We start from the raw sequence: 19,597 nt of genomic DNA on the forward strand, positions 1-19,597 counted from the left end.
TAGCCGCTCCTTCCTGTCTTATCGGTAAAGGTATCCTGCACAGCCACTAGGTGGTGTACACTACCAAAACTTTCTGCTCTTAAATAAACAGATGCACCCGGCCACCACCAAAATGCTCACGAATATCACAGCGGGGTAGCCGTATGTCCAGCTCAGTTCCGGCATGTGCAAAAAGTTCATCCCGTACCAGCCGGCGATCAGCGTCAGCGGCAAAAAGATGGTGGTGACGATGGTCAGTACTTTCATAATATCATTTTGGCGAATGCCGATCTGCGCTTGGTAGAGTTCCTGTACCTGTGCGGCATACTCTCTTTGCACCTGGGTCTCGCTCTGCAGCCGGGCAGCCCGGTCGGCAAACAGGCCAAAAATGGTACTGTCCTCCGCCTCAAAAAAGCTGCCGCAGCTCTCCTGTAACCGCTGGCCCATATCGGTCAGGTGGCTGTAGTAACGGTACAGGTGAGAGGTCTCTTTTTTCACCGCCAGGATCTCGGCGCCCAGCTGTTTTCTCTCCCCGGCCAGCACAGCCTCCTCCAGGTCCTCGATGCGGCTCTCCTGTTCCTCTAAATAGGTCAGGTCCTCGTCCACCAGCCACAGTAAAAATTCGCACAGCACCCGCCCGGCCGACATCCGTCCCCGCAGTGGCTGCGCCAGCTGCCGCTGTAAAAAGTTTTCTACCGTGCCGCTGTCATCCCAAAACAGCAGGTGCCCGTCAAACATGTAAAAGGCCAGCACCAAATGTTGACCTGGCTGCCTCTTGGCCGGCACATGTAGCGTGCCCATCAGGTAACGGGGATAGCGCTCCAGCTTGCAAAAGTGAATGGCTCCGCTCTGATGCTGGGCGGCGCGCCGCAGCCATGCGGGGAGCTCCTCCCAATCGTCAGTCGTGCAGGTGCCGACTCCACCGCCACCTGCCAGCCACTGGGTGCCCGGTACCGGCGTCAACCCCTGGGTGCCTATCGTGTAAAACATGCGATGAACAGACCTCCTCTAACCGCGCTCTCGGCAAAAAGCCGAACTGCGCGATCCAACAGGCAACTATTTTGGGCTATTTTTGACTATTATACCACAGATCCACTCCCGCCGCGAAGAAATAGACCGATTTTGCTCACCTTTTAGCGGGTCGATAAGCTGGGAAATAATGGTGCTCTATTTTCATGGTGCCATAACCATATGCCGAATATTGCACCGCAGTTTGTGCAGTTGTCATAAAGATGGTAGGAGCGTCAAATATCTCAAAATATCTGCCGGCAGTCGTGCTGGCAGTGCAGGGGAGAGGTGCAGCTGCAAAAGGGTCGGCGCAGTGCCGCCACCTGCCACTACCGTTTTTACCACCGTGTTCACGCGGCGTACAGATCTGCACAGGGGGTGCTTCACTGCATATCCGCCGTACAGACCGTATCAGCTGTCAAAAGAGAGGAGCCGACAAAAAAACCGCCCTGCCGATCGGCAGAGCGGTCCTCTCTGTGTGCTGGGTCTCAAAACACCACTACCAGTAACATCTTAAAGTTCTCTTCGCCGTACACCGCATGGGGGTGTTTAGCCGGCATCACGATTGACTCTCCCTCGTGCAGCAGATGGGGTTCTCCGTCTATGGTGATGCGCCCCACGCCGTCCAGGCAGGTCACCAGCGCATCGCCGCCCGATTCATGGGTGCTGATCTCCTCACCGGCGGCAAACGAAAACAGCGTTATGCTCAGCGCGTCATTTTGTGCCAGCGTCTTGCTCACCACCTGCCCCGGCTGGTAGTCCACCTGCTCTTTCAGCGTCAGGATCGCCGCCTTGTCAATGTTTTTAAGTCCCGCCATAAAATACTCCTTTTTTCTATATTTCGGTGTCGATACAACTCTTTATCTGCTGGTCTTCGCTGCTGCGGTACACCCCTTTACCGGCGGCTTTGGCCCGGTACAGCGCGTCGTCCGCCCGGCGGTAGATCTCGGCAAAGGTACTGGTCCCGCCCACAGCGCTGGCTCCGCCGATCGAGCAGCTGTGCGGCAGCTCCAGCGCCACAAACACCTCGCCGGTCTGCGCGATCAGCTGCCGGGCGATCGCAGTGCGCTCCCGCTCATCCAAAATATCGGGTAAAAACAACATGAACTCGTCGCCGCCCACCCGGCCGGCCACCCCGCTTTCGCCCGCGCAGCGCAGCAGCACTGCCGCGATCTGTTTGAGCAGAGTATCGCCCGTCTGGTGCCCATATGTATCATTGACCATTTTAAAGTCATCTATATCCAGCAAAAATAAACAGCCACCCGGTCCGCCTTTGCCCAGTAACTGCCCAATGTACTTTTCAGTGTACTTGCGGTTATACAGCTCGGTCAAAGCATCCAACTGTACATCCTTTTCCAGTGCCGCACTGCGGCGCAGGGCCGCCTCGGCCTGGTCGGCAAAAGTCTTAGGGTAATACTCTCCCTCCTGCTGGTAGACATACGGCGTAGAGTGGTGCAGGCTGTCGATCATAAGCTGTCCGCCGGCGTCGCGGTGAACAGTGGCCGTCAGCCGGGTATCCATGTTGATCACCACCTGTTTGCCCTCAGTCTCCGCCTCGCAGGCCTCAAATTCGCCGTATACCACGCAAATATCTTCGGCTAAGGGTTTGGCCTGGTACCAGGCGTTTTTTATCACAAAATCGATCCCCTCGGCCTCCTGCTGGTCTTTCTCAAGTCCCTGCAGCAGTACCGCCAGGTTTTCATAAAGCTCGTGTTTGCCGGTGCCAATGACCAAAATATCCGGGGAGAGGTGTTTGATCATGCCCATGACCATGCCCGAGCTGCCCGAGACATAGCTCTCCATCAGCTGCTGTAGCAGTTCACAGGCCTCCCGGCACAGATCGCTCTGCAATAGCGGTCTCCTCCTCTCATCCTAAGATCCTAAATCGATGTGTCTCATCATACCACACGATAAAAAAGCTGTCGACTGTTTTATCTATCCAACTTTACGGTCACCGGCCCGCAACACCTCTCACCATCAGCACCACCGTCTCAACGTGAGTACCAAATCAAAATGTATCCCCACAAAATCACGGAAAAATTGTACTTTTGTACCCTGCAACTAAATCGATAAAAACCACGCCTCATCAATTGCATAATCGTTAACGGGCGTAACACCTAATTGTAATTCTCTTAATTTTTCTACCAACTCATCTCCATCAACCAAATCAATAGGCGCCGCTCCCGGTCTATTTGCTTCTTCTACTGCCGGTGCGGAAAACTTACCAGTCGTAATAAATAGCCCCTTATCCGCTCTTCCTTGCATAGCACCTCTAAAATCCCGAATTTCCCCCGCAGATACACTCCCCGAATATCGCTTGCACTGGAACAGCATATGAAAGCTAATTATGCCATTCAGTTTGACGATTCCCATACCATCTATCCCACCATCACCTGTTTTTCCGGTTACTTTTACCTGTGTAAATCCAGCTTCTCTCAATAACCTTTGTGTCAATCGTTCAAAAGCATCTGGTTTTAAATTTAGTAAAACATTTTTAAGCTTTTCACGCCAAGATTGTATTTCATCTGGTGTATCTACGCCATCATTTTCCAAGTTATCATCTTTAAGATTTATACTATTAACATTTTTGCTTTTTAAAAAGGTCATTTCACGAACTTTTTGCACAATTTCTTGTGGGTTAATTTTTTCTAAGTCCCTTCCGTTTGGTGTTAATGACCATACCCCTCGAGAAGAATTTTCCAAAAGTCCAACTTTTTTCATGTATGTTCGTGTCCATGCCAATCTGTATTCCACTTCTGTCTTGCTACTATTAGCATGCATAATTTCTTGTACCTCTGATGTCAAGCCCAATATTTCAATCGTTTTATCATCGATTTCTCTAATCGTACCAGAGCCCCCCAATTCTTTCATGGCCTGAAACAATTCACACATCATGTCGTTATAAGCAGGCACTTCTAAAGACTTTTTCATTTCCAACCACCTCTCATCTTTATTTTATTACTTCAAAGTACTTCAAAGTATCTTTGATTGCTTCGACCTTTTCTGCCGTCGGATGCTTCCGCGGCTGTTTCAATTCTTCTACCGCATTAGGAGCATCATACATCGGCAATCCTAAATCCCTTTTTACCTCTGCAATGTATGCAGTATGTACTTTGAAGCCGTATTTAGCTTCTATGTACTCCTTTATCATTTTGTAGGTAACTCGCTCTTTCGGCTTATAGGTTTCTGCCCTTTAGATTTCCTTTAACGTAACTTTGCCCTCACCCTCGCCAAACTCGACTTTTACGTTGATATGACAGTCTGGCTTTTTGTGGGAAAGCAGCACCACCGTCTCCACATGCGCCGTACGGGGAAACAGATCCACCGGCTGCACCTTTTCCAGCCGGTAGCCGCCCCGGCAAAACAGCGCTGCGTCCCGGGCCATCGTGGCGGCGTTACACGAGATCATCACCACGCGCTGGGGGGCCAGCGCGCACACCTCGTCGATCACATGGCTATCACACCCCTTGCGAGGTGGGTCCAGTATCACCACCGTGGGCTCTATATGATGCGCGGCAAAGTAGTCGACGGCGCTCTTGCAGTCGCCGCACAAAAACTGGGCGTTCTCGACACCGTTGCGGCGGGCGTTGTCCCGGGCGTCCTGCACAGCGTCGGCGATCACTTCCACCCCGTAAAGAGCCTGTACCCGCGCGGCCATACCCAGTCCGATCGCCCCGGTACCGCAGTACAGGTCCAGCAGGATATCCTCTTTTTGCAGCTGGGCAAAATCGGCGGCCAGCTGATACAGGTTCTGGGCGCTCTGGCGGTTTACCTGATAAAACGACAGGGGAGAGATGCCCAGCTCCACCCCGCACAGCCGATCATAGATCTGCTTTTGCCCCCACAGAAGCCGGCAGTGGCGGCCCATTACCACGTTAGTGCGCGCTTTCTGGCTGCTGCAGTAAATGCTGCACACCTGCGGGAAGGCGGCGCAGAGATCCCGGCATAGCTGCTGCTCTTGGGGCAACGCGTCCCCGCAAACTACCAGCGTCACCATGATCTGACCGCTGGTCTCGGCCCGGCGCAGACAGATGTGCCGCAATAGCCCCCGGTGCTGTATCTCATCATAGGCGTCTACTCCCAGCCGCCCCAGGTGATCGCACAAAAACGCAGCGATCTCGTCAAATACCGGCGGATGTAGTCGGCAGCTGGTGCAGGGTACCAGCCGGTGGCTGTTTTTGCCGTAGTACCCAAATACCAGTCGCCCATCCTTCCAGCTGACCGGGTACTGGCATTTGTTGCGGTACCCCTGCTGCAGCGGGCTGGGCAAACAGTCGGGCAGCGGCATCTCTATACCGGCGTTTTTGTACAGGCAGTCCCGCACATGCTCTGTCTTGATCGCCAGCTCCTGTTTATAGGTCATGTGGCGGTAGGTGCAGCCGCCGCAGCGGCTGCTCACCGGGCAATCGCTCTCGATGCGCGCGGGGCTGGGCTCAATGATCTCCACGATCTTGGCATAGCCGTAATGGGCCAGCACTTTTAGCACCTGTATCCGCACCCGCTCTCCCACAATAGCACCGGGCACAAACAGGGCAAAACCGTCCACCCGCCCCACACCACTGCCGTCGTGGGTGGTGCCGGTGATCTCACAAGTATAGATATCGTTTTTCTTTATCATAGTATCTCATTCCCAAAAAGGCCGGTGTCGCGTTCGGCCAAAAGTCAGTCTCTTATATAAGTACATATCTACAGTGTACAGGAAACGAGGCGGCTTTTCAATGTGCCGTCTCACCGGTCATTGCGGTGGCTGCACAGCGTGTGATTGTGAGCAGTCGCACCTGGTACACACCATTTGTAAAGAAATGCTCAAGAACGTATACGAAAATAGGAGTTTATAAGAAAATACTGGTTAGTTTAGACGATAAAGATGGGGAAAATCAAATTTTTTTGGAAGAATAAGGTGTCGAAATATGTATATGATTTTGATGGGGTATCCACAAATGGCATGTCTATGCGATTATCTGGCAAAAACGAATGTTCATGTCTTTTATAACGGGTAATATAATACATTGCTATTTCTTTGGTGCGCCAGTATCCTAAATGAGCGACATGTAAAAATTTTACAGCTACTTGTACAAAGCGTGAGAGGTCTAAAAAGCCGTATCACCAGTCACAGCAATGAACGCTAACAGTATAAAGCATGCCGTGGGCACCGGTGAAAAGAGGAGGAAATAACATGTGTGCAAACAGTTGGCAGTATGCGACGTACGAGGAGGAGAGAGAACACCCCGATATTGGGCGCTACGTCACATACGGTATCGCCGTATGTGACGGTGGCGGCACGGTCTGTCAGCGCATAGCGGATATCTACACCTGCAAGTCAAGTGTAGACGAGTTGGCGGCTGCCTGTACCAGAGATCAGCTCTCCCCCTGCCAGCTGCAGGACGTGGTGGAAGACTTTTTAGTGGACTTCTCCGTGGTATGATTTTGGTATGACCCTTTTGATCGATCGGGTACATAGGGCAGCCGGCGGCAGCTGCCCCAAACATCATAAGCAGAAAGAGGACGGTACAGCGGAGATCTATCCGCTCGGTACCGTCCTCTGTTTATTGGCGCTTTCAGGTATTGGCCCCAGCGCCGCCTTGCTGTTCAGGGCTGATAAAAGTATGTGGAGCCGTCCACCTGCCGGCACCAGTCGGTGCGGGCCAGCATCTTGGCCATATCGGCTCGCTTCAGCCCGCCGCCCACCTCGCGCATCAGGTCGCTGATGTGGATCAGTTTGTGGGCGTTTTGTGCAAAATACGCCCGCACCTGTTCCTCCAGCCGGGGCGTTGCAGCCGGGGTGGAGGTCGGCGGCACGGCCGGTGGGTTCTTCTTGCGGTAGGTGGTGTAAACCAGCTTTACCCGGGCCAGCAGTTGGGCGTTCATACCGGGCCAGCTGGCCGCACGGGCCAAAACTCTGCTGTCCAGCTGCTGCATGTCCCGCAGCCCGTTGAGCTGGCAAAATCGCACGAAGGGCCGGTATACGTCGCTGGCATAGATCTGTTCGATGGTCTCCATTTTCTCGTTCCTTTCCATGGCGTGACGAAAAGATATTATAGACCTTTTTACCCAATCCGACAAGTATTTCCACCACAAAAAATGGCTGTATCTACCAGTCTATGCACCCTGCAAAAAATGGTATATAATAGTGGTGATAAACTGTGAGGAGAGCACCAATGAAAATAACACCCATTACTCTGCCCAACTTTGCCTATTTCGAGAGCGACAACGTCTATACCGGCAGCCAGCGGGGCTTTCGCTTTCGCGTCGAGCCGCAAAACGGCCAGTTCGCCGCCTGCGTCTGGTACGGCCCCTACTGTCAGGAAAAGAGCGAGATCGTCGCCAGCCAAACTTTCCCCTTCGACGAGAGCGGCCGCCAGCAGGCTGCCGACTGGCTCACCGAGCAGGTCGCCGCTTATCTGCAAAAGGTGTCCGAAGGCACCCAGCCCGACGGCCGCCGTTTTTACTAGCAGCAGCGTGTGCGGCGCAGACAGCTCATATCGCCGCGCAGGGCTGTCGGTCTGGGCGGGCGCCGCCCAGTCTCTATAAACGGCGCCAGTGGTATGTTTTTCAGATCAGCAGCTCAAAGACCGGCCTACCGCGGCCGGCTGCTGTCGCCGCTATGTCTCTTGCTCTGTACACTTGTGCCTTACCTTATCACCGGTAAATAAGGCCCGGCCGCCGTGTTTATCCTGTACCGTCAAAAGACCGGCCCTCCAACAAGGGCCGGTCTTTTATTACAGTTCCCGCAGCCGGCGCAGTTCGGCCACCGTGTTCTGGTAAGCCTGCTCCAGCGCCTCTTTCTCAGGCGCCGGGGCGTCAGATATCTCCACCGCCAGCTGGCTCAGCCGCATTTCCAGCACGGTCCTCTGCAGGGTGGCGTCCCGCGCCGCCTTTTTGAGCGGCAGCTCCCGCTGTCGGTGCCAGTCGCGCAGCCCGCCGGCAAAGGCGCGCACTTCACCGCCGTCCATAAGCAGCAGCCGGTCGGCCACCGCCTCTAAAAAGGTCTCGTCATGGCTGACCAGCAGCAGCGTGCCGGTATAGCTCTGCAACAAGCCCTGCAGCGCCTCCACCGCGGGAAGATCCAGGTAGTTGGTCGGCTCGTCGAGAAAGAGCAGATTACATCCCCCCACCAGCAGCTTGCACAGTGCCACCTTCATCCGCTCCCCGCCGCTGAGCACCCCCAGTGGCTTGTTCACTTCCTCCCGCCTAAAGAAAAGCCGGCCCAGTACGGTGCGCACCAGCGTCGGGCTCTGGCATGCGCCATCCAGCGCGTTCTCCAAGATCGTCCGGCGCTCGTCCAGCTGTTCAAATCCCTGCCGCAAAAAACCCAGTCGGGCCTGGGGCGAGAGCCGATAACTGCCGCCGGTGGGGGAGAGCTCGCCCGCCAGAACGCGCAAAAGCGTGGTCTTGCCCGCGCCGTTGGGGCCGATCAGGGCGGTCTTGCTGCCGGTGGGCAGAGTGAAGGTGGCGTCCGAGATGATCGCCCTACCGGCCGTGTATCCCGCTGTGAGCCCGCTGGCCGACAGGGCCGTGCGGGCCCTCAGCGGCTCGGGGTCGATATGCAGGGCGATGCTGTCGTCCTCGCGCGGCTTTTCCCCCTCCTCCATCCGCGCAAGACGGCTCTCCAGCACTTTTTTGCGGCGGGCGATCTTGGCGGGTTTCTGGGTCGCCTCCCGCCGGGGGGGCCGGGCCTCCGCGTTGCCCATGCGGCTGGGGGCTTTTTTTACTTTACCGGCCTGGTGCGAGGCCTGGCTGGCAGCGGCCTGTAAACGGGCGCGCTCCTCGCTGTACGCCGTCCACTTTTGTCGTGCGGTCTCCGCCTCCAGGTCTTTTTGCCGGCGGTAGCAGTCGTAGTCGCCGGGGTAGATGTGCAGCTCGCCGCTGCGCACCTCCCATATCGTGCGGCACAGAGCGTTCAGCAGCGCTCGGTCGTGGCTCACCAGTACCAGCGTCTCCACCTCGGCCAACCGCTGGCAGATCTCTTTTTGCCCGCTCTCGTCCAGGTTGGCCGTGGGCTCATCGCACAGCAAAAGGGGGGCCCGCTCCTCCAAAGCGGCGGCCAGCTTTACCCGGGTCTCCTCGCCGCCGCTGCGGCCCGGCTGCTTGGCCAGCACACCCGCCCCCAGCGCCGCCAGCGGCCCATCAGCTGCCGATAGGTCGGCTGCCGCCAGCTGCCGGCAATAAGCCAGCGGGCAGTATCGCTTTATGCTGCCGCTCTCGGGCTGCCGCACCCCGGCCATCAAGTCCAACAGCGTCGACTTGCCGCAGCCGTTCTCTCCCACTATGCCGATGTGGTCTGTCTCTGTGATGTGCAGCTGGGGAATGTCCAGCAGGCGGCGCTCTCCCACAAAATAGGTCAGCCCGCGAATAGATAGAAGAATTTTGTTTTCAGTCAAATAAAAAACCTCCCTTACAGGGGTGACCTGTACGGGAGGAAAACAAAAGGCGCGCCAAAAAACAGAGCGAAACCGCCGTCTCGCCGCACACCGCACTGTTTTCCCCTTTGTCGCACAAAGCACCCCCGGCGCCCCTCTTTAAAGGGCGTCTTGAGTATCGTTATTGTGGCGTACAAAGGTTTTTACAGTCTCATTCGCGGTGTGATTACCTCGCCTTTCTAAATTCTATGTCTACGAGTATAGCAGACCGCGCCGCTATATGCAAGTGTCGCTTTAGCGCCGGCCGCCCGCTCCAAAGTCCCAGTTCGGCCGCGAAACAGCAGCTGTCGCCTTTAAAGGCCGCATCCGGTCCACAGCCTCCCAAAAAGCAACAGATCAGGCGGTGCCCAAGGCGCTTTTGGCAGCACCCACCCGGTATAACAGTACGGGGCGGAATCCCTGTTTTAAAATAGAGCAGGTGATCTTTTTGCTTTGTTGTAAAAACAACATACGTGGCGGCAGCCCCATGTTATAGTAGAGATACACCAAGCGGCAGCGAGCCGCCAACAGTAGGAGGATACCGAGATGATCAGAAAAATCATTCACATAGACCAAAAAGCGTGTAATGGCTGTGGGCTGTGCGCACGCGCCTGCCACGAAGGTGCCATTGGCATGGTCGACGGAAAAGCCAAGCTGCTGCGCGACGACTACTGTGACGGTCTGGGCGACTGCTTGCCCACCTGTCCCACCGGGGCGATCACCTTTGTCGAGCGCGAGGCCCTGCCTTACGACCGCGCCGCTGTCGAGGCCAAAATGGCTGCCCGCCAGAACGGCTGCCCGGGCAGCAGAGCCGCCGCCCTGCACCCCCGGCAAAAGGAGGAGCCCGGTGCCGAGACCCCCAGCCAGCTGGCCCAGTGGCCGGTACAGATCAAGCTGGTACCGGTCAGCGCCCCCTATTTCGATGGGGCCGATCTGCTCATCGCCGCCGACTGTACCGCTTTTGCCCGCGGCGATTTTCACCAGCGTTTTATGAGCGGCCGGGTCACGGTCATCGGTTGCCCCAAACTAGACGGGGTAGATTATGCCGACAAACTGGCCCAGATACTGGCGCAAAACGACCTGCGCTCGGTCACCGTGCTGCGTATGGAAGTGCCCTGTTGCGGCGGCCTGCAGGCGGCAGTAGAGCGCGCCTTGGCCCAGTGCGGCAAAAACATTCCCTGCCGGGTGGTCACCCTGCGCACAAATGGCGATATCCTGTCCGAGGTCGAGCAGTAAAAACAGCATATCCAACGGGCCGGGGCGGCAGAGTACAGCCCCGGTCCGTTTTTTGTGCGCAAAACGATAGGACCCGCTGCACCTTTTCGTTTTGCCAAGCGCATTGGTGCCGGCTGCTCTTTGTACCCGCACGGCAACACCCGCACAGAGTGGGGCAGGAGGGGATATTCTCCGCCGGTCTAGCGCGCGCTGCCAGCTGGCTGGTCTTACAAGTAGCGCCCAGACCGGCTAAAGGTCTGGCTGCCCTATCGAGGTAGAAACATAGTATAATTCGGCGGGGCAGTCTCTTTATCAGCAGCTTATTAAAAACAGCAAATAGATCTCGAGGTAGGTCTTGGCGCGCTCCAGTAGCCAGGGCAGTATCTCCCTCAAACTGCCGCCATTCATGTTCCTACAGGGTGTGTCTCTACGCCTCCTGCTCCCCGTGCCGCCCTGCCGCTTATCCCGCCCTACAGTTGCCGTGCCCCTCTCGCCGCACGCTCTACCCAGTACATACGGCAGTTGACATCACCGCCCCATAGGAATACAATCAGCCTACAGCCTGTCCGGCCATTTGCCGGCCGGCACTGCCGCGGCCGCTCGGCCGCCCTTTTGAAAGGAGCTACTGCCCGTGAAAACTGTACTTTTTGCACTGCTGGACCAGTGGGCCGACTGGGAGGCCGCCTATCTCGCCTCGGCCATCCGTATGCTGGGGCAAAATGCCTTTATCTGTCAAACGGTATCCGTCACACCGGCGCCGGTGCGCTCTATCGGCGGCCTGCTCGCAGTACCCGATTTTGATCTGCAAACAGCCCCCAGCGACTATCAGGCGCTGATTTTGGTGGGCGGCATGTCCTGGCGTGAAGAGACCGCCCGCCAGTTGGCACCACTGGTGCATCAGTGTCTGGGTAGCGGCAAGCTGCTGGGCGCCATCTGTGACGCCGCCGGCTTTTTAGGTACCTTGGGCGTACTCAATACCGTCCGCCACACCGCCAACGACCTGGAAGATCTCAAGGCGTGGGCCGGTGCCGCCTATACTGGGGAGCCCAATTTTCTGCCCCAGCAGGCGGTGTCCGATGGCGGCATCGTCACCGCCAACGGCACCGCCGCGCTGGAGTTTGCACGCGAGGTGCTGCTCGCCCTGCAAGTCGCGCCCGAGCCCAAGATCACCGAGTGGTACGACTTTCACAAAAAGGGCTATTACGGCGCTCCGCTGCCCCAAGACGCCACCTCCTGGGAAGAAGTCGTCTAGCTCCGGCAGAGTGTCTCAGCAGCGCACCAGTCAGACGCCGGGCAGACTGCTTTTAACCACGTATCTTTCATCGAGGGCCTTTACTGCCCAGCCGGTTTTCCCGCCCCGATACTTGCGCCGTACAGGGCCAGCCGCTACCTGTCTTTTGCCCTATAAAAGATGTCGTTCCCCAAAGCGGTGAACCAGGCTCGGCACCCCCCCAGACTGGACCTGTAGCAGGCTCGCCCCCAAAACTATAAAAACGCCGCCTGTCTTTTTCATCTGGGCGCACAACATAAAAGAGTCCCCGGCAGATGCTATTCATCTGCCGGGGACTCTCTCTATTCCGTTGGCGGGCAGTCAAAAAGCAGGGTGGGGGAGCGGTCAGTCGCGCGGCGCGATCTGAAACCGGTTGCGCCCGGCATTCTTGGCCCGGTACAGCGCCTGGTCGGCCTCTACATACAGGTCGTTATAGCTATCGCCTTTTCGGGCCAAAATGCCCCCGGCGCTAATGGTGAGTCCGCCGCCGGCCACCGTCAGCTGCTGTACGCGGTCGCACAATGTGCGGCACTTGGCGCGCAGCGCCTCGGTGTCGGTCACGTTTTTCATGTACACGATAAACTCATCCCCGCCGGGCCGCCCCACCACGTCGTCAGCGCGGAAGGTGGAGCGCAGCAGCACAGCCATGCTCTGCAGCGCCTCGTCGCCCTTCATGTGTCCGTAGGTGTCGTTTATCTCCTTAAAGCGGTCGATGTCGATGAGGATCATCGCCCCGTGCTCGCCGTCCTGTAACAGCTGCAGGTCTTCCACGATGCGGCTGCGGCAGGTCTCGGCGTTGAGGATGTGCGTCAGGCTATCCAGCTGCGACTTCTCCAGCAGCTCCTCTTTTTCCTTCTTCTCGTCGTCGATGATGTTGAACTTGCCCAGCGTGTAGATGGGCCGGTCACCGTCCAGCACCGTCTCCAGGGCCACGCGCACCCAGTGCATGTCGCCGTCCCAGTAGAGCTCTATTTCCTGTATGCCGTTTTGCACGCTCCGCACCGCCGCTAAAAACCGCTCTCTGCTGATGCGCAGCATCTCGTCCTCCAGCGGCTTTTTGTGGTCGATGCACACCAGCTGCGACGGCCCCTGGGTATCCTTGGGCGGCACCGACACCATCGAGGTATCGGTGGCAAAATCGTACTCAAAAAAGTACTCGTTTACCAGCGCATACACCTGCAGGTGCTTTTTCAGCTCCAGCGCCGCCTGCTTGCTCATGTGGGCGCGCTGCCGCAAAAAGTACAGCAGGATGAGGATGATGACCAGCAGCACGCCGCCCACCAGCGCGATCGATCCCACCGGGTTCTGGCGGATCAGGTCCCCCAGCGAAAACGGGGTCTTCTGCAGTGTGTTTTTGTTGATGATGTTCTGGATGTCCTCCTCCGGCGCTGTGGAGATCACCCGGTTAAAGATCGAGAGCAGCTCCTGCCGCCCCGGCTTTACCACGCCAAAACACACCGTGTAGGTGCCGTAGTTCTGCGAGATCAGCCGCAGGTTGCGGTACTCGGGCTGGTTCATGTAGTACTGGGCCGAGTAGGTGTCGATGTAGGTGTAGTCGGCTTCACCGCTGGCCACAGCGTGCACGCATTCCCTGGTGGTCTCGTATATGGCCGCCTCGGTATCTGCATCGCCGCGAAAAGGGCTGTTAGCCAGCAGCGCCGGCCGCTTGTCCTTCAGGCTGTCATTGCTGCTCTTGTCGTTCATTACCAGTATGTACTGCGACGAGACATAGGGCTGGGTCATCGAGAGGTGCTTGGCCTGGGCCAGATCGTAGTCGTACGGCATGCCGGCCACCAGGTCCACCTTTTTCTCCTTGACCAGGTCATACAGCGCGTTTTGGCTGTCGGCGTACACCAGCTCAAACTCAAGTCCGGTGTGTGTCTTGATGTAGTCGAGCATGTCGATGGCCACCCCGCTGGCCTCACCGTCCACCCCCACCTGCTGAAACGGCGGCTGTCCGCTCAGCACGCCGACTTTCAAAACGCCGGTCTCCTGCAGGTACTGCCTTTCCGCCTCCGAAAATACCAGGTCTTTGGTCTGGGGCAAAAAGTATTTGTTATAAAGCCGGGTGGCAAAGTTAGCGTCCGACTGCTCAATATGCATGATGGCGGTGTTCAGGTCCTCCATAATGTCTGCTTTGGCATTTTTAGAGGCCACGAAGTACACCGGCTTGGGCGAGAACTTGGCTATGGTCCACATGTCCTCCAGGTAGTTGAAGCTGGTGCTCAGCAGCATGTCCGCCCGGTCTTCCTGCACCGCCTTTACCATCTCGGCGTCGTTATCACAGTGGACGAACTCCGGCGTGATCTGGTTGAGGCTGCAGTAGTCCTGCAATTCCTTGACGTTGCGGCTGTTCTCGTTTCCGGTCACTGCGATCTTAAAGGTCTGCGGCAGCTGCGAGTTGAACACCACCTCCTGCATCTTGCTGTAAGAGGTCTGCAGCACCGTCTCAGAGGTGGCGTAGCTATAGCTGCTGTAGTTGAACATCTCCGCTGCCGCCTCGGTGTACGACATAGCTCCCATCAGGTCGATCTCACCGCTCTGTACCTGTTCCATCAGGTCCATCAAACTGTCGGTACTGCCGTCGGTCTGCACAAACTCGTAACTCCAGCCGGTGTACTGGGCGATCTCCTGCAGGTATTCGTAGGTGTAGCCGCACAGGTTGCCGTCCTCGTCCATATCGGTCAGCCCGCGCTGGATCGGATAAGCCACCCGAATGACCCGCTCCTCATCGATGATATAGTCCCCATTTTCCGCCGAGGCCAGCACCGACAGCGGCGCCAGCACGGCCAAAAGCAGGGCAGAGAGCAGACACAGTGCTTTTTTCATAAGGCAAATCTCCAAATATCAAGATCGCTGCCCGCCAACAGAATAAAAGCACCATAATCATGCACATATCAGCACTCTGTAAACGGTCACAACGCAAAACTCGGTTCAAATATATCTATTATAGCTTATCTTGACAGATATAGGCAAGTAAGGACAAGCATTTCCGCATAGTTTTCTATATATTTAGCGATAAAGTACAATATTGTCCCAGATATTATCTATTGTATACGAAAGATCGCTAGTTTGTGACCGGAGCTTACAGTGCTCTGTCCACGGCACACACATTGCTGTCCGCTCTCCCGGTGCCGCCAGCTCCCCGCCGCCACAAAGAGGGGAGATATCGAAAAAAAGAGCCCCCTGACAACTGTCGGGATGACAGCTGTCAGGGAGCTTTTTTCTCGGTACTTTAAAAAGGTATCGCTGTCGGGTGCGGCCGCCCCCTTTACAGGTAAGCCGCCGTGGCGCTGCCGGCAAAGCCTCGCAGTTGGGCGGGGGTGCCGGCAAATATCAGCTGTCCGCCCCGGTCGCCGCCGTCGGGTCCCAGATCGATGACCCAGTCGCAGCTTTTGATCAGCTGGGGGTTGTGCTCCACCACGACCACCGTGTTACCGGCGTCCACCAGCCGGTCCAGCAGCGCCAAAAAATGATCGATATCCTGTGGGTGCAGCCCGGCGGTGGGCTCGTCCATCAGGTACAGGGTCTTCTCTCCCTGTCGGCTGGCGATCAGCTCTCTGGCCAGCTTCAGCCGCTGTCCCTCACCGCCCGACAAGGTCGTCAGCGCCTGCCCCAGCTGCAGGTACCCAAGCCCCACCTCCTGCAGGAGCTTTAAGGGGCCGGCCACCTTGGGGCAGCCCTCAAACAGTACCGCCGCCTCCTCGACCGAAAGGTCCAGCACCTCGCTGATCGACAGCCCATGCAGCTTCACCGCCAGTACCGCCGGCGAAAAGCGCCGCCCGCCGCACACCGGGCACACCACCTGGGCATCGGTAAAAAACAGCAGGTTACTGTCCACCTGGCCCATGCCCTGACAGGCCTCACACCGCCCACCGGGCGAGTTGAACGAGAAGTGGCCGGCCCCCAGCCCCGCCTTTTTGGCCCCCTCGGTGCGGGCGTACAGCGCCCGTATCTCGCTGTATACTCCGCAGTAAGTCGCCACGTTCGAGCGCTTCATCCGCGCTATGCCGCCCTGCCGCACCTCTACCACCTGCGCAAACTGCTGCCGCCCGCGCACCGCATTCGCACCGCTGTCGGGCTGCCCCTTGGCAAGCACTTCGAATACCAGCGTCGACTTGCCCGAGCCCGAGGGCCCGGTCACCGCCACCAGGCAGCCACAGGGCAGGCGCAGGTCCAGCCCCTGCAGGTTGTGCATAACTGCGTTGCCGATATCCACCGCGCCGTCGGCCGCCCGGTAATGGGTCTTGCCCAGCGGTGCTCGGCGCAGGCAGCGCCCGGTGGCCGTGTCCTGCCGCGCAATGTCCGCCGGTGTACCGGCCGATACCACCTGCCCGCCGTGCCGCCCGGCGCCCGGCCCCATGTCGATCAGATAGTCGGCGGCGGCCATCACGTCGGGGTCGTGCTCAATAACCAGTACGGTGTTCCCCAAGTCGCGCAGCTTTTTTAAAATGTCCACCAGTCCGGCCGTGTCGCGGGGGTGCAGCCCGGCGGTGGGCTCGTCTAAAATGTATAACAGGCCCGATAAGTCGCAGTCCAGCGCCGCCGCCAACCGCAGCCGCTGTCGCTCGCCGCCCGACAGGCTCACTACCTGCCGCTGTAATGTCAGGTAGTCAAGCCCCACCCGCCGCAGTCGGCCCAGCTTGGTCTCTATGTCCAGCAGGTAGTCCGCCACCAGCGCCAGCTGGGGCCGGGGCAGGTCGGCTCGCAGCGTCTCTGCCCAGCGGCAGAGCTTTTGCAGGGTGTACTGCGCCAGCTGCGGCAGCCGGGTGCCCCGCACAGTCACCGCCCGCGACATCGGCCCCAGCTGCTGGCCGCGGCAGTCCGGGCATACCGCGTGCTCAAAAAACGGCTCCAGGCTGCCGGCGTCGCCGCTTTTTTCCGCCAGGCGTCGCTGCAGGTTGGGCACTACCCCCTCAAATCTGCCGGCCCCCGCGGTCTTGGGCGGCGGGCAGTCCGGCATTACCTGCCGCACCAGCGCACAGCTGCTCCCCTCGTAGAGGATCGCCCGCTGCAGCGCGCTGAACTGGGCTACCGGCTGGTGGGCGGGCGCCGGCAGACCGTAGTGGGCGTAGGCCCGGTACAGCAGCGACAGCTGGTATTTGGCGTACTGCTTTTCCCAGCAGCGCACCGCCCCGTCCTCCAGCGTCAGCGCTTCGTCCACCGCCGCCTCCCGCCGCACGGTGTGCACACTGCCCAGTCCCGCGCAGGTGGGGCAGGCGCCTTCGCGGGTGTTAAACGAAAAGTCGGTGCGGGTTAGCTTGCGCATCCGCCGCCCGCACCGGCAGCAGTACATGTACACGTAAAACTCGCCGTCGCGCTTTTCGGTCTCCTCGCGGCAGTCGGCCGCCGCGATGTGCGCCCCGCAGTGGGGGCAGCTGCGCTCGCCCAGCTTTTCGTAGATCATGCGCAGGTCGGTGTACAGGTCGGTCTTGGTACCCACCGTCGAGCGCGGGTTTCTGTTGGCGTCCCCCTGAGAGATATAGATGGCCGGCGACGCGCCCCGTATGCGCTCCACCTGCGGCTTGCGAATGCCCTCCATAGCCATGGCCTCCAGGTACTGCCGCTGGCACTCGTTAAACAGCACGTCAAGCAGCAGCGTCGACTTGCCCGAGCCCGATAGCCCGGTAAACACCACCAGCTTATCCCTCGGTATTTCCAGAGAAATGTTTTGCAGGTTTCCCTCTCTGGCCCCCACGATCTGAATGTTGCGCATACATACCTCCTCACGCTCTGGTCTGCTCGCCCGGCGCCCGGTCCCGCTGGCTCCGGCGCGCTCCCGGCCGCCGCTCAAACGGCACTGAAAAAATAAAAAATAGCGCCCCGACATGAAAGTCCGGCGCTATTTTTGGAGCTAGAGATGGGACTCGAACCCACGGCCTGCTGATTACGAATCAGCTGCTCTACCAACTGAGCCACTCTAGCACGGTCCCGTCACAGAACACACACTATTATTCACTATTTTCGGCAAACAGTCAAGAGGTAGCTTTCATTTTTTTTGGTTCTGCGCTATAATATAAGAACTGTCTGTGCCCCGGCGCAGTTTGAGCAGATCGATATGATCCGAACAGGGAGGACCCGGCGTGAGAAGAAATAGCCCCCTTTTTCATAAAAACCGCTTCGATATGAACGAGATGGTACCCAAGAGCCGCCGCGGCCAAAAGATCGTGCTGGCCGTGCTGGCGGTGGCGCTGGTCGTGCTGCTGGCCTTTTTGCTCTGGCCCCAGAGCGACGGCCCCGGCAACGAAAAACACACCACCGCCAACCTGGTCGGCAACCAGTCGGGCATGGCCGCCAGCAGCGCCGCCGCTCAAAAAGTCACCCCCAAAAAGGGGAAAGAGAAGACGGCCGGCTACTTTAAAGACGCCGCCTTTGTGGGTGACGACCTGGTCGCCGCGCTCTCCAAACACAGCTTTTGGGATGGGAGCACTCTGTTTTTGGCTACCGGCAAAGCAAACCCCAGCAACATTCTGCGCGAGCAGCTGTTCACGCAAAACGGGCAGAGCGTCACCGCCTTGCAGGCGCTCAAAAATAGTGGCCCCAAAAAGGTGTATATCTGCCTGGGTCTCAACGGCGTCTCCTGGCTCTCCGGCGAAGATATGCGCAGCAGCATACGCGATTTTGTGCAGCGGGTGCAAAAAGAGCTGCCCAAAGCACAGGTCTACCTGCTGGCCATCCCCACTGTCGACAGCGCCACCCAGCAGGCGCTGCCCAATTTCCAAAACAGCAAGATCCAGTCCTACGACGAGCTGCTCCTATCCCTGTGTGAAGAGCTCGAGATCTACTACCTGCAGCCGCAGGGGGAGGAGCTGTCGCAGTTCGTCGCCAGCGTCGATACCGGCACCTCTCAGCTGCAGCTGTCGCAGCAGGCTGTCGATGCCTGGCTGTCCACCATCCGCAGCTACACCGCCGGTTGAGCGGGTCAAAAATCAATACAGTAAAAAAAGCGGCAGGTCCCACCGGGGCCTGCCGCTTGCCTGTGTGCCCGTCAGCTGCCCAGCTCTCGCAGCCCAGCCGCCTGCCGATCAGAAAATACGATCTTGCCCCGGTCGGTATCGATGAGCTGCTGCTTTTTCAGCTGGGCCACCGCCCGGTCCACCGTCTTTTGGCTCAGCCCCAGCAGCTGGGCCAACTGCTGCCGGGTATCCGTCACGCGGTAGCGCCCGTCGTCGCCCGGCCGGTTCTGGTCGGCATAGCGGCTCAAAAAGTCGGCCAGCAGCCGTGGGCCGGGGTAAAACAGCGGCTGCCCGTGCCGGTAAGAGGAGCGGTACAGCTTGCCGGCAATGTGCCCGGCCATCAGCCGCAGCAGTGCGGGGTCGCCCTGCACCCAGCGGGCAAACGCCGCCCGCTCAAACCACAAGATCAGGCAGTCGGTCACCGCCTGCAGCGAGATAGGGGCCCGGCGCTCGCCGGCCAGCAGCACCACGTCGCCCACAAAGTCCACCGCGTCATCCTGTTCGATCACATAGCTGTCGCCGGTGTCAAAGGGGTTCACCACCCGCAAGCTGCCGCGGCACAAAATGCCCAACCGGTCCACCTCGTCGCCTTTTTGCTGCAGCAGTGCACCGGCGTCATAGCGCTGCTCGCTGGCTGTGGCGGCCAGCGCCGGCGGCATTGCCGCCAAGCAGCGGCACAGCTCCGGCCAGTTGGCGGTGCGCGCCAGTATCTGTTCTATCTGCATCCGTATCCCTCCGCTCTATCGGGCGCTGTCCCTTATATATACAGT

Annotated in this window: 16 protein-coding genes and 1 tRNA gene; 5 read left to right on the forward strand and 12 right to left on the reverse strand. The window is 58.2% G+C overall.

Annotation, left to right across the window (positions count from 1 at the left end):
- Positions 1-60: 60 nt before the first annotated feature.
- From C6Y32_RS03225 to rlmD, 6 genes are all read right to left on the reverse strand, one after another.
- On the reverse strand, positions 61-969 hold the full coding sequence (locus C6Y32_RS03225) for a magnesium transporter CorA family protein (RefSeq protein WP_105203736.1): 909 nt from the start codon (positions 967-969) through the stop codon (positions 61-63).
- Positions 970-1,475: 506 nt separating this feature from the next.
- Entirely contained in the window at positions 1,476-1,805 is a 330-nt protein-coding gene (locus tag C6Y32_RS03230; RefSeq protein WP_105203737.1) for a cupin domain-containing protein, read from the reverse strand.
- Between the two features lie 16 nt (positions 1,806-1,821).
- A complete protein-coding gene (locus tag C6Y32_RS03235; RefSeq protein WP_105203738.1) occupies positions 1,822-2,838 on the reverse strand; it encodes a GGDEF domain-containing protein in 1,017 nt (338 codons plus the stop codon).
- Positions 2,839-3,048: 210 nt separating this feature from the next.
- Positions 3,049-3,918: a restriction endonuclease gene (locus C6Y32_RS03240; RefSeq protein ID WP_105203739.1), complete on the reverse strand. Its 870-nt coding sequence runs from the start codon at positions 3,916-3,918 to the stop codon at positions 3,049-3,051.
- 19 nt (positions 3,919-3,937) lie between these two features.
- Complete coding sequence (locus C6Y32_RS15500; protein ID WP_207204801.1) at positions 3,938-4,138, reverse strand: hypothetical protein; 201 nt, start codon at positions 4,136-4,138, stop codon at positions 3,938-3,940.
- Positions 4,139-4,180: 42 nt separating this feature from the next.
- Positions 4,181-5,605: a 23S rRNA (uracil(1939)-C(5))-methyltransferase RlmD gene (rlmD, locus tag C6Y32_RS03245; protein ID WP_207204802.1), complete on the reverse strand. Its 1,425-nt coding sequence runs from the start codon at positions 5,603-5,605 to the stop codon at positions 4,181-4,183.
- Positions 5,606-6,163: 558 nt separating this feature from the next.
- Between rlmD and C6Y32_RS03250 the strand changes: the two genes are divergently transcribed.
- The gene (locus C6Y32_RS03250; RefSeq protein ID WP_105203740.1) at positions 6,164-6,412 is read left to right on the forward strand and encodes a DUF6514 family protein; all 249 of its coding nucleotides are present in this window, start codon (positions 6,164-6,166) and stop codon (positions 6,410-6,412) included.
- A 164-nt stretch (positions 6,413-6,576) separates the two neighbouring features.
- Here C6Y32_RS03250 and C6Y32_RS03255 read toward each other — a convergent pair whose 3' ends face one another.
- A complete protein-coding gene (locus tag C6Y32_RS03255; RefSeq protein WP_105203741.1) occupies positions 6,577-6,987 on the reverse strand; it encodes a hypothetical protein in 411 nt (136 codons plus the stop codon).
- Between the two features lie 158 nt (positions 6,988-7,145).
- On the opposite strand from C6Y32_RS03255, the gene C6Y32_RS03260 reads away from it, so the two are divergent.
- Positions 7,146-7,439, forward strand: a complete 294-nt coding sequence (locus C6Y32_RS03260) for a GNAT family acetyltransferase (protein WP_105203742.1) — start codon at positions 7,146-7,148, stop codon at positions 7,437-7,439.
- Between the two features lie 267 nt (positions 7,440-7,706).
- On the opposite strand, the gene abc-f is transcribed toward C6Y32_RS03260, so the two are convergent.
- Positions 7,707-9,368, reverse strand: coding sequence for a ribosomal protection-like ABC-F family protein (gene abc-f, locus C6Y32_RS03265; RefSeq protein ID WP_164998114.1), 1,662 nt, complete (start codon positions 9,366-9,368; stop codon positions 7,707-7,709).
- A gap of 564 nt (positions 9,369-9,932) precedes the next feature.
- On the opposite strand from abc-f, the gene C6Y32_RS03270 reads away from it, so the two are divergent.
- Together C6Y32_RS03270 and C6Y32_RS03275 are read left to right on the forward strand one after the other, a co-directional pair.
- Positions 9,933-10,622, forward strand: a complete 690-nt coding sequence (locus C6Y32_RS03270; protein WP_105203744.1) for an ATP-binding protein — start codon at positions 9,933-9,935, stop codon at positions 10,620-10,622.
- A 610-nt stretch (positions 10,623-11,232) separates the two neighbouring features.
- The gene (locus tag C6Y32_RS03275) at positions 11,233-11,853 is read left to right on the forward strand and encodes a DJ-1/PfpI family protein (RefSeq protein WP_105203745.1); all 621 of its coding nucleotides are present in this window, start codon (positions 11,233-11,235) and stop codon (positions 11,851-11,853) included.
- Positions 11,854-12,216: 363 nt separating this feature from the next.
- Here the strand turns inward: C6Y32_RS03275 and C6Y32_RS03280 are convergent, their stop codons facing one another.
- The 3 genes from C6Y32_RS03280 to C6Y32_RS03290 all read right to left on the reverse strand — a co-directional run bounded on the left by C6Y32_RS03280 (position 12,217) and on the right by C6Y32_RS03290 (position 17,796).
- Positions 12,217-14,700: a diguanylate cyclase domain-containing protein gene (locus C6Y32_RS03280; RefSeq protein ID WP_105203746.1), complete on the reverse strand. Its 2,484-nt coding sequence runs from the start codon at positions 14,698-14,700 to the stop codon at positions 12,217-12,219.
- A gap of 442 nt (positions 14,701-15,142) precedes the next feature.
- Entirely contained in the window at positions 15,143-17,587 is a 2,445-nt protein-coding gene (locus C6Y32_RS03285) for an excinuclease ABC subunit UvrA (protein ID WP_105203747.1), read from the reverse strand.
- 133 nt (positions 17,588-17,720) lie between these two features.
- Positions 17,721-17,796 (reverse strand) — tRNA-Thr (locus C6Y32_RS03290).
- Positions 17,797-17,954: 158 nt separating this feature from the next.
- Between C6Y32_RS03290 and C6Y32_RS03295 the strand changes: the two genes are divergently transcribed.
- Positions 17,955-18,788 (forward strand): SGNH/GDSL hydrolase family protein, encoded by an 834-nt coding sequence (locus C6Y32_RS03295; protein WP_105203748.1) that lies wholly within the window; start codon positions 17,955-17,957, stop codon positions 18,786-18,788.
- Positions 18,789-18,859: 71 nt separating this feature from the next.
- Here the strand turns inward: C6Y32_RS03295 and C6Y32_RS03300 are convergent, their stop codons facing one another.
- A complete protein-coding gene (locus C6Y32_RS03300; RefSeq protein ID WP_105203749.1) occupies positions 18,860-19,552 on the reverse strand; it encodes a Crp/Fnr family transcriptional regulator in 693 nt (230 codons plus the stop codon).
- Positions 19,553-19,597: the final 45 nt, after the last annotated feature.

Origin of the sequence: Neobittarella massiliensis (ex Bilen et al. 2018) (genome assembly GCF_900289145.1) — a bacterium.
Lineage (GTDB): Bacteria > Bacillota > Clostridia > Oscillospirales > Ruminococcaceae > Neobittarella > Neobittarella massiliensis.

Bases quoted from the DNA above. Each gene is read 5' to 3' on its own strand.
- rlmD (WP_207204802.1), bottom strand. From the start codon at position 5,605: ATGATAAAGAAAAACGATATCTATACTTGTGAGATCACCGGCACCACC.
- C6Y32_RS03280 (WP_105203746.1), bottom strand. From the start codon at position 14,700: ATGAAAAAAGCACTGTGTCTGCTCTCTGCCCTGCTTTTGGCCGTGCTG.
- C6Y32_RS03225 (WP_105203736.1), bottom strand. From the start codon at position 969: ATGTTTTACACGATAGGCACCCAGGGGTTGACGCCGGTACCGGGCACC.
- C6Y32_RS15500 (WP_207204801.1), bottom strand. From the start codon at position 4,138: ATGATAAAGGAGTACATAGAAGCTAAATACGGCTTCAAAGTACATACT.
- C6Y32_RS03300 (WP_105203749.1), bottom strand. From the start codon at position 19,552: ATGCAGATAGAACAGATACTGGCGCGCACCGCCAACTGGCCGGAGCTG.
- C6Y32_RS03270 (WP_105203744.1), top strand. From the start codon at position 9,933: ATGATCAGAAAAATCATTCACATAGACCAAAAAGCGTGTAATGGCTGT.
- C6Y32_RS03260 (WP_105203742.1), top strand. From the start codon at position 7,146: ATGAAAATAACACCCATTACTCTGCCCAACTTTGCCTATTTCGAGAGC.
- C6Y32_RS03230 (WP_105203737.1), bottom strand. From the start codon at position 1,805: ATGGCGGGACTTAAAAACATTGACAAGGCGGCGATCCTGACGCTGAAA.
- C6Y32_RS03255 (WP_105203741.1), bottom strand. From the start codon at position 6,987: ATGGAGACCATCGAACAGATCTATGCCAGCGACGTATACCGGCCCTTC.
- C6Y32_RS03250 (WP_105203740.1), top strand. From the start codon at position 6,164: ATGTGTGCAAACAGTTGGCAGTATGCGACGTACGAGGAGGAGAGAGAA.
- C6Y32_RS03285 (WP_105203747.1), bottom strand. From the start codon at position 17,587: ATGCGCAACATTCAGATCGTGGGGGCCAGAGAGGGAAACCTGCAAAAC.
- C6Y32_RS03240 (WP_105203739.1), bottom strand. From the start codon at position 3,918: ATGAAAAAGTCTTTAGAAGTGCCTGCTTATAACGACATGATGTGTGAA.